Origin of the sequence: Paenibacillus popilliae ATCC 14706 (assembly GCF_000315235.1) — a bacterium.
GTDB lineage: Bacteria > Bacillota > Bacilli > Paenibacillales > Paenibacillaceae > Paenibacillus_B > Paenibacillus_B popilliae.
Map to the genome: position 1 here is coordinate 15,693 of NZ_BALG01000133.1, position 14,215 is coordinate 29,907.

Annotated in this window: 12 protein-coding genes and 2 tRNA genes; 4 read left to right on the plus strand and 10 right to left on the minus strand. The window is 55.1% G+C overall.

The annotated features are described in order from the left end of the window. Nucleotides 1–89 precede the first annotated feature (89 nt). Genes PPOP_RS20490 through PPOP_RS09860 form a run of 3 tightly spaced genes read right to left on the minus strand, consistent with a single transcriptional unit; the run spans nt 90 to nt 2,653 of the window. Nucleotides 90–266, minus strand: coding sequence for a FeoB-associated Cys-rich membrane protein (locus PPOP_RS20490; RefSeq protein ID WP_148277898.1), 177 nt, complete (start codon nt 264–266; stop codon nt 90–92). 24 nt (nt 267–290) lie between these two features. After that, nucleotides 291–2,393, minus strand: coding sequence for a ferrous iron transport protein B (gene feoB, locus PPOP_RS09855; RefSeq protein WP_006286143.1), 2,103 nt, complete (start codon nt 2,391–2,393; stop codon nt 291–293). Next, nucleotides 2,390–2,653: a FeoA family protein gene (locus tag PPOP_RS09860; RefSeq protein WP_006286144.1), complete on the minus strand. Its 264-nt coding sequence runs from the start codon at nt 2,651–2,653 to the stop codon at nt 2,390–2,392. Before PPOP_RS09860 ends, feoB begins: the two co-directional genes overlap by 4 nt. Before the next feature lie 229 nt (nt 2,654–2,882). Between PPOP_RS09860 and PPOP_RS09865 the strand changes: the two genes are divergently transcribed. Then, nucleotides 2,883–3,851 (plus strand): aldolase catalytic domain-containing protein, encoded by a 969-nt coding sequence (locus PPOP_RS09865; RefSeq protein WP_006286145.1) that lies wholly within the window; start codon nt 2,883–2,885, stop codon nt 3,849–3,851. A 74-nt stretch (nt 3,852–3,925) separates the two neighbouring features. Here PPOP_RS09865 and PPOP_RS09870 read toward each other — a convergent pair whose 3' ends face one another. Both PPOP_RS09870 and PPOP_RS09875 read right to left on the minus strand, forming a co-directional pair. Continuing rightward, the gene (locus tag PPOP_RS09870; RefSeq protein ID WP_006286146.1) at nt 3,926–4,177 is read right to left on the minus strand and encodes a hypothetical protein; all 252 of its coding nucleotides are present in this window, start codon (nt 4,175–4,177) and stop codon (nt 3,926–3,928) included. Between the two features lie 7 nt (nt 4,178–4,184). After that, nucleotides 4,185–4,511 carry a YbjQ family protein gene (locus PPOP_RS09875; RefSeq protein WP_006286147.1) on the minus strand — a complete coding sequence of 109 codons (327 nt, stop codon included), beginning with the start codon at nt 4,509–4,511 and terminating at the stop codon, nt 4,185–4,187. Between the two features lie 307 nt (nt 4,512–4,818). Here PPOP_RS09875 and PPOP_RS09880 point away from each other — a divergent pair, with 307 nt between their 5' ends. The 3 genes from PPOP_RS09880 to PPOP_RS09890 all read left to right on the plus strand — a co-directional run bounded on the left by PPOP_RS09880 (nt 4,819) and on the right by PPOP_RS09890 (nt 6,379). Further along, nucleotides 4,819–5,820 carry a LacI family DNA-binding transcriptional regulator gene (locus PPOP_RS09880; protein ID WP_006286148.1) on the plus strand — a complete coding sequence of 334 codons (1,002 nt, stop codon included), beginning with the start codon at nt 4,819–4,821 and terminating at the stop codon, nt 5,818–5,820. Nucleotides 5,821–6,165: 345 nt separating this feature from the next. Continuing rightward, a tRNA-Pro gene (locus tag PPOP_RS09885) sits at nt 6,166–6,242 on the plus strand. A gap of 63 nt (nt 6,243–6,305) precedes the next feature. Beyond that, nucleotides 6,306–6,379, plus strand: a tRNA-Gly gene (locus tag PPOP_RS09890). A 765-nt stretch (nt 6,380–7,144) separates the two neighbouring features. On the opposite strand, the gene PPOP_RS09895 is transcribed toward PPOP_RS09890, so the two are convergent. The 5 genes from PPOP_RS09895 to gap form a co-directional block, all read right to left on the minus strand. Further along, nucleotides 7,145–8,110, minus strand: a complete 966-nt coding sequence (locus PPOP_RS09895; RefSeq protein ID WP_006286152.1) for a GDP-mannose 4,6-dehydratase — start codon at nt 8,108–8,110, stop codon at nt 7,145–7,147. 407 nt (nt 8,111–8,517) lie between these two features. Continuing rightward, on the minus strand, nt 8,518–9,852 hold the full coding sequence (locus tag PPOP_RS09900; RefSeq protein ID WP_199898963.1) for an NCS2 family permease: 1,335 nt from the start codon (nt 9,850–9,852) through the stop codon (nt 8,518–8,520). A gap of 131 nt (nt 9,853–9,983) precedes the next feature. Beyond that, nucleotides 9,984–12,662, minus strand: coding sequence for a pyruvate, phosphate dikinase (gene ppdK, locus PPOP_RS09905; protein WP_042228292.1), 2,679 nt, complete (start codon nt 12,660–12,662; stop codon nt 9,984–9,986). Next, the gene (locus PPOP_RS21905) at nt 12,659–12,823 is read right to left on the minus strand and encodes a GapA-binding peptide SR1P (protein ID WP_006286158.1); all 165 of its coding nucleotides are present in this window, start codon (nt 12,821–12,823) and stop codon (nt 12,659–12,661) included. The genes ppdK and PPOP_RS21905 overlap by 4 nt, the downstream gene beginning before the upstream one ends. Next, nucleotides 12,799–13,839: a type I glyceraldehyde-3-phosphate dehydrogenase gene (gene gap / locus PPOP_RS09910; RefSeq protein ID WP_006286159.1), complete on the minus strand. Its 1,041-nt coding sequence runs from the start codon at nt 13,837–13,839 to the stop codon at nt 12,799–12,801. Before gap ends, PPOP_RS21905 begins: the two co-directional genes overlap by 25 nt. Between the last annotated feature and the right edge of the window lie 376 nt (nt 13,840–14,215).

Consider the following 14,215-nt stretch of genomic DNA (forward strand, 5'->3'; position numbering starts at 1 on the left):
ATAGGGGATGGAAATCCGGCCAGCGCGGCGAGAAGCGAATCTGCTTGAATAGAAGAAGGAGCGGCCCGTGGCACGCTCCTTCTTCGGTTCTATTCGGTTAGCTTATGCTCCTGCTTCGGTACGGAAGCACAGCTTCCGGATGGGCAGGAGCGGTTCAGGGCGCATGCGGCGCAAGCGCCCTGCTTGCTTTTGCGGATATGTCGGATCAGCATCCAGCCGGAGTAGCCGAAAATAGCAGATACGAGGGCAATCTCGAACCAGGGCATCACCATCATCCTTTCTTACCTATATTACCTATAGCCAAGCCAATGTCCGACTGTTATTACAACCATCGCCGCCGCATAGGCGAGGACGAGTGAATAGCCGATTGAGAACCATGTCCATCGCCACGAAGCCGTCTCCTTGCGCAGAATGCCGACCGTCGCAAGACACGGGATGTACAGCAGCATGAACACGCAAAACGAATAAGCGGACAACGGCGTAAAGGCTTGGGCAATCTGTGACTGTAGTATCGCCTCATCTGGCGCATGATAGATGATGTTCATCGTAGACACGACGACTTCCTTGGCCAGGAACCCAGCCAACAGTGCGGCTCCAGCCTGCCATGTCCCGAATCCAAGCGGTGCGAGCAGTGGGGCGAGGAAGCCGCTGATCAGCGCCAAAAAGCTATCGTCCATCTCTACTCCCAGCCCGCCGGGGCCGGCGTAAGTGAGGAACCAGATCAGGACCGAGCCGCCCAGAATGAACGTGCCTGCTTTCCGGACGAAGCCCTTGCCCTTCTCCCATGTGCTGCGCAACAGTGTCTGCCATTGCGGCATGCGGTAAGGCGGCAGCTCGACGACGAAGATGCTGTGTTCCTCCTTCATGAAGCGCTTGGTGAATAACTTGGCCAGCAGCAGCGACAGCACAATGCTGAGCAGATACAGGCTGAGCACGACGAGCGCCTGATTCTCCCGGAAGAATATGCCGGCGAACAGCGCAAATACCGTTAACCGAGCAGAGCAGGACATGAGTGGGAGGAGCAGTATCGTGACCAGACGCTCCTTCGGCTGTTCGATGGTGCGCGCCGCCATTATGCCTGGCACATTGCAGCCGAAGCCAATGATGAACGGGATGAACGCCTTGCCGTTCAGCCCGGCCGCTTCCATCAGCCGGTCCATAACGACGGTGACCCTGGCCATATAACCGGAATCTTCAATGAATGAGATGAAGAGGAACAGCATAAATATTGGCGGCACGAACACCAATACGCCTCCGACCCCGGCGATAATGCCATCCTCTATCAGCGCATGTGTGAAGGAGGAGGCTCCTGCCGCATCCAGCAGCGCCGCTACGCCATCGGTCAGCGGCCCGGAGAAGAATGCGTCCAGCGCATCCGACATCGGCGAGCCGAACCAGTCGAAGGTGGCTTTGAAGGTCAGAAACATCATTAGAATAAATATTGGAATGCCGAGCCACCGATTCGTGACGATGTTATCGAGGCGCTCTGTCATGGTGCGCGCTTGCCGCGGCTCCGCATGGACGGATGAAGCGATGATCTGACGGATGAATTCCATCCGGATGCTGCGCAGCCGCTGCGGAAGATGAAGCGCCGCTCCGCTGTCCCGCAAGCGCTGCTCGGCCTCTTCGATAATGTGGCCGATCTGGCGGATGTGCTCCGTCCCTATCCGCGCTTGGACGGCTTGGCGGACCGTCTCGTTCTGCTCGATATATTGCAGCGCCGTCCAGCGGAGTAGAGTGGTGTCATCACCGGGAAGAAGCGCGGCAATGCGTTCGATTGCCAGTTCCACCTCATCGCCGTAATTCAATACGAGTGGGCTGCGCCGTGTGCCTGCATGCGCAAGCGGTGATGCTGGGCTGCTGCCAGATGCGTCTTGGCGAGCAGCGTCCTGCGGGGACATGCTCGCGTCCGCCTGCGGCTGCAGGCGCTCCAAAATGCTGGCAATCCCCTGCTTCTTGCGGGCGTTCACCGGAATGACCGGCACGTCGAGTGCGGCGCACAGCTTCGCCGGATCGACATGAACGCCTCTTCCGGCTGCCACGTCCGTCATATTGAGGGCGACATATACAGGTACGCCATACTCCAGCAGCTGCACAGTCAGCATGAGGTTGCGCTCTAATTGGGAGGCGTCGACGACATTGACAATGGCGTTCGGTCGCTCTTCCAGCAGATACTGCACGGCGACGCTCTCGTCTCTTGACATCGGATGAAGCGAGTAGATACCCGGCAGATCAATCAGGGAACCTGCCTGACGATGCAGCCGCCCCACCTTTTTCTCCACGGTTACGCCTGTCCAGTTGCCGACGTATTCGTATGAGCGGGTCAGGGCGTTGAACAGGGAAGTCTTGCCGGTGTTCGGGTTGCCGATCAGCGCGGTTGTCTGTGCGCTCATACCGCATTCACCCCGATACGCCGCGCCGAGGCGCGGCGTATACCGATCAACTGGCCATTCGCTTCGAGCGTGAGCGGTCCGCCAAGAAGGCCGGATTGCATGACCTGCACATGCGTGCCTTCCTCGACTCCGAGCTCCATCAAGCGCCGGCAGACGGCAGGATTGGCTTCGGACAGATCACAGATACAGCCTGACTGGCCAGGCTTGAGTTCGCATAATGGGGTGGTTGATAGAGCAGGACGGGGATCATGATGGCCCATCGTGTTCAACCTTCTTTCTATACATCAAATAGTAATGATAATCTTTATCAATTGATGATAACATATTACCATAGGGGAGGTTGAAGCGCAATGATTTTGATTACCTGTATTCATTTTAGATTCTGTAAGAAAGTAGAATCAGTATAGAGACAGAAGCCGGAGTTCCTTTACTTTCGGACTCGTTCTCTATAGAATAGAGAGAAAATTATTTTGAGAAGGAGATAGCGGGATGAAAACGAATCATTGCAAAATTATCGACTGCACCATTCGCGATGGCGGACTCGTCAATAACTGGGATTTCAGTGCCGAGTTCGTGCAGAGCTTGTATGCCTCATTGAACGAAGCGGGCGTCGATTATATGGAAATTGGCTACAAAAATTCGCCGAAATGGCTTGAAGGCGCTGATGAAGCGGGCCCTTGGCGCTTTTTGGATGACGATTTCCTGCGTAAAATCATTCCGCAAAAAGGAACAACCAAACTGTCGGCGCTCGTTGATATCGGGCGGGTGGACGAACATGAAATTTTGCCTCGCTCCGAGAGCATGCTCGATCTGATCCGTGTCGCTTGCTACAGCAAAGACGTTGACAAAGCGCTCGATCTGATTCAGCTTTTCCACGATCGGGGCTATGAGACAACGATTAATATTATGGCGCTCTCCAACGTAATGGAGAACGAGTTAATTGAAGCCTTCGCCATGATTAAGGACAGCCCGGTAGAGATCGTCTATATCGTCGATTCCTATGGCAGCCTCGATCATAACGATATCCATTACTTGGTGCACAAGTTCAAGGAGCATCTGCCGCACAAGCGCTTGGGCGTGCACACGCACAACAATATGCAGCTTGCCTTCTCCAATTCGCTGGTCGCAGCCGAGTTGGGCGTCGAGATTCTGGATGCCTCCGTCTATGGCATGGGGCGCGGGGCAGGGAACTGCCCGACCGAGCTGCTGCTGACGCACCTGAAGAACAGCAGATACCATATACGTCCCGTGCTTAGCTTTATCCAAAAATATATGCTGAAGACGCGCGAAAAATGGGAGTGGGGTTACCTGATTCCGTATCTCGTCACGGGAACGCTTGATGAACATCCTCGTTCAGCCATGGCGCTGCTTGCTTCGGACGAGCGTGACAAATACGTCGAGTTCTACGATCGCATGACGACGCCGGAAGTCAGCTTTTCCCAGAAGAAACCAGAATAACAAGTAGGATGGCCCGCTCCCATGTCAAGGGATGCGGGCTGTTTTTTTATGCCGCAATGCCATGCTAGCCTTCATCAATCCATGCGGATATATTGCCTCTGTCCCGTTTTGGCATTGTAGTATACCTGATATTTATGACCGTCGCGGGGATCGATAAAAATTTCCTTGGTCGGGGCAAAATCGGCGTTCATGCCGATCGCGTCACGAGGATGATCGACTTGCTTGTAGCGCTTGTCATAATATGTTTTGCCGACGATGATTAGGATAATAAGGGCGAGCAAAGGGAGCCCGTATACGACGAACGCGATACCTATCATTAACCACATCGCTTGCTTACCTCTGAGCAGATCTTAGCTTGACGACCGTACCGTAAGCTACGATCTCGCTCATGTTCTGCGCGACGTCGCCACTGTCGAAGCGCATCATCGTGATGGCGTCACCGCCCATCGCGTGCGCGTTCTCGATCATCCGATCCATGGCTTGGCGCCGCGCGTCCTCGATCATCTGCGTGTATTGCTTTACTTCGCCGCCGACCAGCCCTTTCAAGGAAGCCATAATGTCTCCGCCGATGCCGCGCGCGCGCACGACAACGCCAAAAGCTGTGCCAAGCACTTCGGTTACTTCATAGTTGGGGATATTTTCGGTCGTTGCTACGATCATTTCTTACCATCTCCTTTGCGGGTGAATAATGCACCCATCTTATATATACCTAATACGCCGCAACTTGAGTTGCGTTTCAAGGCGGCGATTGGCGCAAGTCTCGCTCTAATTAATAGTATATCTAAATGAATAGCGGATTGCTGCAGGTTTTATAAAACAGCTACTTGTAATTTTTTCTGAAATAAGTCGGAGTAGAACATATCTTTTGGATATCTCAATTATCCGACATATGGTATTATATTTATGAGTTGGAATAATCGGGGAAAGATTCGTGTTTGCTCTATTATGACAATGAGGAGAGAAGGCTATGAAAGTCAGTATTTTTGATGTGGCAAAAAAAGCTGGCTTGTCTGTCGTAACGGTATCCCGTGTCTTGAACAATGCCCGAACTGTTCGAGAAAAGAATCGCCAGAAGGTTCTCCAGGCGATGAAAGAACTGGACTATCACCCGAATGCGGCGGCACGAAGCTTGGCGAAAGGCAAAACCGGAGTAATCGGCATGGTAGTAACAACACTGCAGGATTCGTTCTTGGATGGCATCGTGAAGACGGTGTCTTCGCTGTTGAAGGATCACGGAAATTATCTTGCTTTGTCCGTTGCTAAATATCCCCAAGAGGAAGGCGTAGGGTGGGATTTTATCGAGGAGAATCGGGTGGACGGACTGCTTCTGCTGTCGCCGATTAATGAATTGACCTACTTAACGGAGCTTAGGAGCCGGAATACTCCGTTTGTTCTCATCGATCCCCAGACCATTCAGCCGGATGTTCACGGTGTTACCGTCGACAATTATACTGGAGGCTATGAAGCGACCCGCCATCTCGTTGAACTGGGGCATCGCTCCATCGCTCATATCCAGGGGCCGGGCTTCTTCCTCAGCGCGGTCGAGCGGGAGCGCGGATTCAGGCAGGCGCTGGCAGAATCGGGGTTGGAGCCGTACGCGGTGGAGTCGGGCGAGTTCTCGTCTGAATCCGGTTACCAAGCGGTTCGCAAATGGCTTGAACAAGGACAACTGCCGACGGCCCTGTTCGCTGCGGATGATTTCACGGCCCTGGGCGCTATCAATGCGTTAACCGAAGCGGGCCTTCGGGTGCCGGAGCATATGTCGATCGCGGGCTACGACGATCAGAGGCTTGCCTCCGAGCTGCGGCCGCGCTTGACGACGATGCGGCAGCCGGCCAAGCAGATCGGGAAGGCGGCGGTGGACATGCTTGTCGAGCAGATGAACGGCGTGTCGCTGACGAACCGGATCGTCCGTCTCCATTCGGAGCTTATCGTGCGGGAATCAACGGCAGCGCCGCAATCGCAATAAAAACCGTCAGGGTCATCGCTGTAGGAGGCGGCACCGAGCATCCCATGTGGGATCTTTACCTGGCGCAACAGGGAGCAGGACGGATGAACGGAGGGATAGCCGTCGGGTTGCAAGTGATGAAAGGGCGGTGGAAGGGCCCAATGGCTGGCCGAGGCACAAAGTTAGGAAACGAGGAGAGGGGGACGATGAGTACGGCTGGATAACCGCCGTTAAGCGTGTTATCGCGGAAAACCCTGCGCATATGCGAGAAGAAATATAGAATATTTGACTATTTATTTTTTGTAAATCAGCTTGCATAATACTCAAATATATAGTATAATAACCTTTGTAAAAAGTACCTTTTTTCGGGACGTAGCTCAGCTTGGCAGAGCACCTGGTTTGGGACCAGGGGGTCGCATGTTCAAATCGTGTCGTCCCGACCATCTATTGTTGATTCGACACACTCGGTCAGTTTTGCAGGATCTGGGTGTGTTTTTTGAATTCTCGCGGGTGTAGTTCAATGGTAGAACGCTGGCTTCCCAAGCCAGCAGCGTGGGTTCGATTCCCATCACCCGCTCCATTTTTTTCTACATAACCTTTACTACCTTTGCCTTGGTTGCTGCTGCGACCGGGGCCTTTTTGGGTTTCGGGACAAACATTATATAACATGTAACTTATCGTAATAAAATTACCCATTGGAATGAACCCCATTGTGTCGGTGCTTTTTTTGGCTGGGTCGAATGAGTCGATCCCATCTGTAGCAGGGCCCCTGTCGTTCTCCTCTTCCCGCTCGCAAACTTGCTTCTGGAGATCGTATACCTAATCTTGCCGCAATTTGCGAAGTGCTTAACGTTGATATATCGGATATAATCGAATTGGTGCCGATAGAAGATGAAGATGGTAAATTTATTGTAACTATTTCAGGTTCTGTTGATATGAAGCTAATAGCTGATTGACCTATTTTTTGTTATCTTCTTTTTCTCACGGTTTTTCAAAATAGACGCAACTTTGTGAACAGATACCCCGATGGATGTAGTATCGAGATCATCGCAATTAAATTGCAGGAAAGCTCGACAACTATATTGTCTGGACTTACTGAACATTTCACAACGGGAAGGTCATATATTAAAGACTACCACTTCAGGTAAAAGCCAGTACCATTCAAGGTTATAACTTATATGTTCTGTACCTGGAATGGGGCATAGGCTTGCGGCCGTCATCCCCCCATCTCCAAAAAAGCTCAGCGACCTTTCCCCGGTGGAATACCGAACAACGATCGCTGCATATGTTAACTTCTTTTTTTCTACTTGACGGGTCTAAGATCGGCTTTCGGTGCCTCTCCTTCTTACAATGCTTGCTTGCCTGCACGCTCGCGCCAATAGTTCAGCAAATCCTCCAGCGTTCGTTCCAGCGGGATCTCCGGCTTCCAGCCGGTCTGCCGCGAGAATTTGGTGTTGTCGCCCAGCAAAATTTCGACATCCGACGGCCGCATCCGGCTTGGATCCGGCACGATGTCGATATTGACGTTGCTGAAGGAGAGCAGCAGGTTCAGCATTTCGCGAATCGTAACGCAGGAGCCGGAGGCGATGTTGTAACATTCGCCGGGATCGCCTTTTTCCAGAGCAAGCCAATAGGCCCGTACGACATCCCGCACATCGGTAAAGTCCCGCTTCGCGGTCAGGTTGCCGACATGGACGCGGAGCGGCCGGATTCCCTGCTCGATCTCGGCAATCTGCTTGGCGAAGTTGGACGTCACGAACTGCTCGCCCCGGCGAGGGCCCGTATGATTGAAGGTACGGGTGCGGATCACATGCAGATCGTAGCTTTTGAAGTATTGGTATCCCAGATAATCTTGTGCTGCCTTGCTCACAGCGTATGGACTTAACGGGCGAAGCGGGTTGTCTTCGGTAATCGGCGTCTCGTGAGGCTCGACATGGCCGTATTCCTCGCTGGAGCAGGCGAGCTGGATTTTGCAGTCAAGATCGTGACGACGGATCGCCTCGAAAATATTGAGCTGTCCCGCCACATTGTTCGTAATCGTATCGACGGGAGAATTCCAGGAGGTCGGTACAAAGCTCTGCGCCGCCAGATGGAAAATCAAATGCGGCTTCTCCTGCGTCAGCAACGTCTCGACGGAGAACGGATCGCGCAATTCGCACTCGACCAGATGAATCCTCGATTCGATATGGCGGATATGCTCCATCCGGCTCCGGTTGCGAATTGTTCCGATCACTTCGACGCCCTGATCTAGCAAATATTCCGCCATATAGCTTCCAACAAAGCCGGAGACACCGGTAACCAACGCCTTCATGTAAGGGAATCACCTCTCTCCTATAGTTGCGGCATGGGGGCGGAGAATGCTGGCCCCGCTCACCCGGCACAGACCTCATCATCAGATGCCACATTTTATGGGATTCACTTCTAAAAGGCCACGGCATTCGTACCGGGTCCTGATTTTTTGCTTATGGAGCTGGGGTAGACGCAGTCTATCAGGGAACAAGTCGGCTAGGTTCTACGCATGCCGCTCCCATCCTTATGACATATTAGCAATCGGCAGAGATGAGAATCAGCCCACGCCTGATATGGCTTGAACATGAAGGCTCCCCCAAGCTGTTCCGCTGCCGGTACAAGCGAAGCGCTAAAAAACCCGCTCCGACGCTAATGCGTTCGAGGCGGGCATCTTCCGTGGCTGCCTTCGCAATTGTGCGGCAGCCACGCTTATATCGTCTGCAGCACAAAATGCATGACGAATAGAAGGGAAATGAGATAGAACAGGGGCTTTACTTCGCGCCCTTTGCCAACCGCGAGGTGGAACAGCGCATAGCTGATGAAGCCAATGGCGATCCCGTCCACGATGCTGTGCATCAGCGGAATGAACGCGATGGTGAAGAAGGCGGGAAGGCCTTCCTCCTGCCGCTCGAAGGAAATATTTCGGACGGCGGGCATCATCAAGCCGCCAATGAAAATTAAAATCGGCGCCACAGCCTGATCCGGAACGACCGTGATGACAGGCATCGCAATGAACGTCACCAGGAACAGCATTCCCGTTACGATCGAGGTCCAGCCTGTTCTTCCTCCGGAAGAAATGCCGGCAGCCGCTTCCACGGTGGAGACGGTCGGACTCGTGCCAAGGATCCCGCTCAAGAAGACGGTAGCCGCATTGGCCTGAACGACGCGTTGGAAGCGCTCCTGTCTGCCGCTCATATTCAACTGCGAGCTAATCAGCCCGACGTTCTCGAATACGATGACGAGCGTCAGCGAGAATACGGCAACAATCAAGGTCGTGACCGGTACGCCCTGCACGGTTACCTGCCCGAACACATCCCCATAGGTGGACCAAGAAAAGCCTCCGCCCCCGGCGGCCGCCGAGCTCGGCGGCACGGCTCCGAACAAGTAAGCGAGCACCGTCCCTCCGATAATCGCCAGCAGCAGATTACCCGGAACGTTGCGCATGTACAGGATGCATGTCAACGCCAAGGTCAAGAGCGTGACCAGGACGCCCGGGTCAGCGAAGGATTGCACCGCAATGATAGCGGAGCGATCCGATACGATGACCCCGCCCTTCTGCAATCCGATAAGGACCAGCATAAGACCGATACCGACCGAGATCGCTTCCTGTAATGAAGCGGGAATGGCCGTTCTCAGCTTCTCGACGAGTGAAGTCAGGCTAATGGCAATGAAGCAAATGCCGGACATCATCGTGACGGCCAGCGCCTGCTGCCACGTCAACCCCATGCCCTGAACGAGCGTATACGTGAACATGGCGTTGATTCCCATCCCCGGCGCGATGATCAGGGGCGCTTTGCCCCACCAGCCCATAATGAAGCAGCCGATTGCGGACGCGAGCACGGTAGCAATAATACCGGCTTCCTGCGGAATTCCGGCATCCGCCAATATCGATGAATTAACAATAATAATATAGACAATCGCAAAAAAAGATACGGTTCCCGCTAACAGCTCCTGCCGCCAATCGCTCCGATTCAGGCGGACAGCTGGATTAGGTGAAGCATTCTCCTTTGCATGCGATGGCCTCTCTCTTTCTTGGTGGACCAATCGAATACCTGCTTTCCATCGTAGCCCCTCACCCAACCCTTTCATGAATATGAAATATGAAAGATAGACGGCATGAAGCCGCTATGGGCTTATTGTATCACATCCTGGAAGGAAATAAACAATAGGAATAATTACACCGATATCGAGTGCAGGGAAGCTTTGTTCCGGCTCCCGAGCAGCAGCTTTGCCTGGGCGCAGGCCATGCGGGCGAGCGGGAGGCGGTATGTTGAGCAGCTTACATAATCGAGCCCGGTCGCATGGCAGAACAGGATCGAGTCCGGATCCCCGCCATGCTCGCCGCAGATGCCGGTCTTGAGCTGCGGATTGGCGGCGAGACCGCGCTGCACGGCCAGTTCAATCAACTGGCCGACACCGGATGTATCGAGCACCTGGAACGGGTTCGCCGTCAGCACGCGGCGGTCTACGTAGTGGGCTAGGAATTTGCCCTCCGCGTCGTCGCGGCTGCAGCCGAACGTCATCTGGGTCAGATCATTCGTACCGAACGAGAAGAAATCGGCATGCTTCGCAATCTGGTCCGCCGTCAGCGCCGCGCGCGGCACCTCGATCATCGTGCCGATGCGGTACGCGCAGCTGCGGTGCTCCGGACCGAGGACTCGCTCCGCCGTGCGATCGATGAGCTCGCGCAGCAGTTTCAGCTCGGCGGCGTGGCCGACCAGCGGCACCATGATGTCCGGCTGCACGCGCACGCCCTTGCGCAGCATGCGGGAGGCGGCGAGGAACAGCGCCTCCGCCTGCATCTCGTAAATCTCCGGGAACAAAATTCCGAGCCGGCAGCCGCGCTGGCCGAGCATCGGATTTATCTCATGCAACGCGCGCACCTTGGCGATCAGGCGCTCCAGCTCTCTTCGTTCAAGCTCTGTTCCGGCTCCGGTTGCTTTCCACTCGGTCTGCCGGACGATGAGTTCCTCCAGATTCGGCAGGAACTCATGGAGCGGCGGATCCAGCAGCCGAATCGTGACCGAATAACCGTCCATCGCCTCGAAGATGCCCTCGAAGTCCTCCTGCTGCAGCGGCAGCAGCTGTGCGAGCGCCTTCCGGCGCTCCGCCTCTGATTCGGCCAGAATCATCTCCCGAACGATGCGAAGCCGATCGGCGGACATGAACATGTGCTCTGTCCGGCAGAGCCCAATGCCTTCGGCCCCAAGCGCCCGCGCTGTGGCAGCGTCCGCGGGCGTATCCGCGTTCGCATAGACGCCCAGCTCGCGTTCACGGTCGGCCCATTCCAGCAGCTGCTGGAATTCATCCGACATCTCCGCGTCGATGACCGGCACGGCTCCGGCGATGACGCGCCCCGTCGCGCCGTCGATCGACAGCAGATCACCTTCGCGGAACGTGCGCCCGCCAATCACGATGCACTTCCGGCCGAAGTCGAAGCTTACGTCCTCGCAACCGGAGACGCACGGCTTTCCCATGCTGCGGGCGACGACGGCCGCGTGGCTCGTCATACCGCCCCGGCTCGTCAGTACGCCTTCCGCTGCGAGCACGCCGTGTATGTCCTCTGGCGTCGTCTCCGGTCGCACGAGAATGATGCGCTCGCCGGCGGCGGCCATCCGCTCGGCCTCGTCGGCATCGAGCACGATGCGGCCGGAAGCGGCCCCTGGCGACGCGGGCAGACCGGCCGCTACGGTGTCCATCGCGGCATCGGGCGCAATGGACGGGTGCAGCAGATGCTCCAACTGCGCAACGTCCATCCGCAGCAACGCTTCCTCCGCCATGATCAGCCCTTCGTGCACGAGCGCGACCGCGATGGCGACGGCCGCTTGCGCTGTCCGCTTGCCGGCCCGCGTCTGCAGAATGAACAGCTTGCCGCGCTCCACCGTGAACTCGATATCCTGCATGTCGCGGTAATGGCGCTCCAGTTGCTCGGCGGTCACCGTCAGTTGCCGGTACAGTTCCGGCATTTCCTCTGCCATCCTGGCGATAGGCTGCGGGGTCCGGGTACCGGCCACGACGTCCTCTCCCTGGGCATCGCTCAAATACTCACCGAACAAGATCTTCTCGCCCGTCGACGGATGACGGGTGAAAAGCACGCCCGTGCCGCTATCCGCTCCACGGTTACCGAACACCATAGACTGGATGTTGACGGCCGTGCCTTCTTCATCGGAGAGCTGATGCAGCTTGCGGTACACTTGCGCGCGGTGATTGTTCCAGCTGAGGAACACCGCCTCGACGGTGGACTGCAACTGGACATAGACGTCTTGCGGGAACGGAGCGCCGGCTTCTTCCACCCCATATTGCTTATACCGCCGGACAACCTCCCGCAAGCCGTCTGCGGGGAGCGCCTGATCCGTCTGCGCGCCGTAATGCGCCTTGACTTCGGCGAGGATACGCTCGAATTCACCAGCTTCAATGCCGGACACGACATGGCCGAACATTTGAATGAGGCGGCGGTAGCAATCATAAGCGAAACGCTCGTCGCCCGTGGCGGAGGCGAGGCCTTGAACCGTCTCATCGTTCAGTCCCAGATTGAGAATCGTATCCATCATGCCGGGCATGGAATGTACGGAACCGGAGCGGACGGAGACCAGAAGTGGATCATGGGCGTCCCCGAACCGCTGGCTGCGCATCACCTCGACGGTCTGCAGAGCGGCGCGCACATCGTCCATCAGGCCGTCCGGCAGCCGGTTCATCGCATAATAGGATCGGCACGCTTGCGTCGTAATGGTAAAGCCCGGCGGCACGGGCAACCCGATGCGCGTCATCTCCGCGAGATTGGCTCCTTTTCCGCCTAACAGCGCTTTCATGCCGGCATCTCCATGCCGAAAGTGACTGATCCAAGTCGGCTTCATTTTGATTCGCCCCCGATTTTATCGATTTCGGAACAGACGGCGCAGTCGTCGCACCGATGATAATACACGATTACTTTCTCGGTATCGATTTCCTCCAAAAGGGTTCCGCAGCGTTCGCACAGAATGGCGCCCAGCATTACCGGGCAGTTGCCGTTTTGCATGAGCCTTTCACTCCCTCCTGCACCACGTGGCGGGTCAAGTCGACGACCCGGGCCGCATAAGCCCACTCGTTGTCATACCAGGCGAGCAGCTTAATGTGGCGATCATGGGCGATAAGCGACATGCCGTCGACGACGGCGGATTTGTCATTGCCAATGAAATCGGTGGAGACGAGCGGCTCATTACACCATTCGAGATAGCGCTCATGTCCGTCGCGGATCGCATGCAGGAAGGCGAGCCGGACATCGCCTGCGGTCACAGAAGTTTTCACTTCGGCCGTCAAGTCGACGAGCGAGATGTCCGGCGTCGGCACCCGCACCGAGATGCCATGCACCAAGGTCGCCAGATGTGGCAGAATTCCGGCCAGCGCCTTGCCTGCGCCGGTGGTCGTCGGGACGATGGACTGCGTGCATGCCCGCGCGCGGCGTAAATCTTTATGCGGATTATCGAGATGCTTCTGATCATTGGTATAAGAATGAATCGTTGTCATCCAACCGGATTGGATGCCAAATGACCGATCCAGCAGATGAAGTAGTGGCGCGAGACAGTTCGTCGTGCAGGATGCGGCTGAGAGAAGCTGATGGCTTTTATCGTCGTACATATACTCGTTGACGCCCATCACGATCGTTAGGTCGAGCTCTCTGCCAGGAGCGGTGATAATGACTTTCTCTGCGCCGGCATGGATATGCTTGGAAGCGCCCGGGCGATCGGTGAATTTGCCGGTTGCATCGATGACGGTATAAATGCCGAGCGACTGCCACGGCAGCCGGGACGGATCGGCTTCTGCCACTACCTGTATGGGCGTATCCTTAATAAGGAGTGTATTGCCTTCGGCGACGATGTTCGCATTCCATTTTCCGTGAATGGAGTCGTACTTGAGCAGATGCGCGATGGTGGCGGCGGAATAAAGCGTGTTCACGGCCCGGATGGCGAACGGTGAATGTGCGTCATCCATAGCGCGGCGCAGCACGAGACGGCCGATGCGACCCATGCCGTTGATGGCAACAGACAATGCCATTGTCGAATTCCTCCTTCAGAGTGAATTTATACTTGGTTTCTTTTTCTTGATTAAGTATATCACATTGAACAAATAATATGTAATATATAGATGCCGATTTTTAATATGATACATCACAATAAAATTATGGGAACTTTTTTGTACCGCCCATGTTATAGCTAGCGTAAACAGTAGGAGCTACTCGTCAAAGGTACGCTACGCCGCTGCGGCATATGTTCCTTCTCTTCGGTCTGTCCGCTTTTCCTCGTGCCCCTGATGGCTCTCTACGGAGTTCTCGTACCGTGCTAGTATATTGATTCTATTTTATGTTCATAAATAGTTGACAGGTTAATATAATCTGGATTATTATGGTAATGCATATACCAAATTTTAGAAA

What these genes read in the sequence shown, in the direction of transcription:
- ppdK (WP_042228292.1), bottom strand. Translation starts at nt 12,662, where the DNA reads ATGAAGCCGACTTGGATCAGTCACTTTCGGCATGGAGATGCCGGCATG.
- gap (WP_006286159.1), bottom strand. Translation starts at nt 13,839, where the DNA reads ATGGCATTGTCTGTTGCCATCAACGGCATGGGTCGCATCGGCCGTCTC.
- PPOP_RS09880 (WP_006286148.1), top strand. Translation starts at nt 4,819, where the DNA reads ATGAAAGTCAGTATTTTTGATGTGGCAAAAAAAGCTGGCTTGTCTGTC.
- PPOP_RS21905 (WP_006286158.1), bottom strand. Translation starts at nt 12,823, where the DNA reads ATGCAAAACGGCAACTGCCCGGTAATGCTGGGCGCCATTCTGTGCGAA.
- PPOP_RS09870 (WP_006286146.1), bottom strand. Translation starts at nt 4,177, where the DNA reads ATGTGGTTAATGATAGGTATCGCGTTCGTCGTATACGGGCTCCCTTTG.
- PPOP_RS09860 (WP_006286144.1), bottom strand. Translation starts at nt 2,653, where the DNA reads ATGGGCCATCATGATCCCCGTCCTGCTCTATCAACCACCCCATTATGC.
- PPOP_RS09875 (WP_006286147.1), bottom strand. Translation starts at nt 4,511, where the DNA reads ATGATCGTAGCAACGACCGAAAATATCCCCAACTATGAAGTAACCGAA.
- feoB (WP_006286143.1), bottom strand. Translation starts at nt 2,393, where the DNA reads ATGAGCGCACAGACAACCGCGCTGATCGGCAACCCGAACACCGGCAAG.
- PPOP_RS09865 (WP_006286145.1), top strand. Translation starts at nt 2,883, where the DNA reads ATGAAAACGAATCATTGCAAAATTATCGACTGCACCATTCGCGATGGC.
- PPOP_RS09895 (WP_006286152.1), bottom strand. Translation starts at nt 8,110, where the DNA reads ATGAAGGCGTTGGTTACCGGTGTCTCCGGCTTTGTTGGAAGCTATATG.
- PPOP_RS20490 (WP_148277898.1), bottom strand. Translation starts at nt 266, where the DNA reads ATGCCCTGGTTCGAGATTGCCCTCGTATCTGCTATTTTCGGCTACTCC.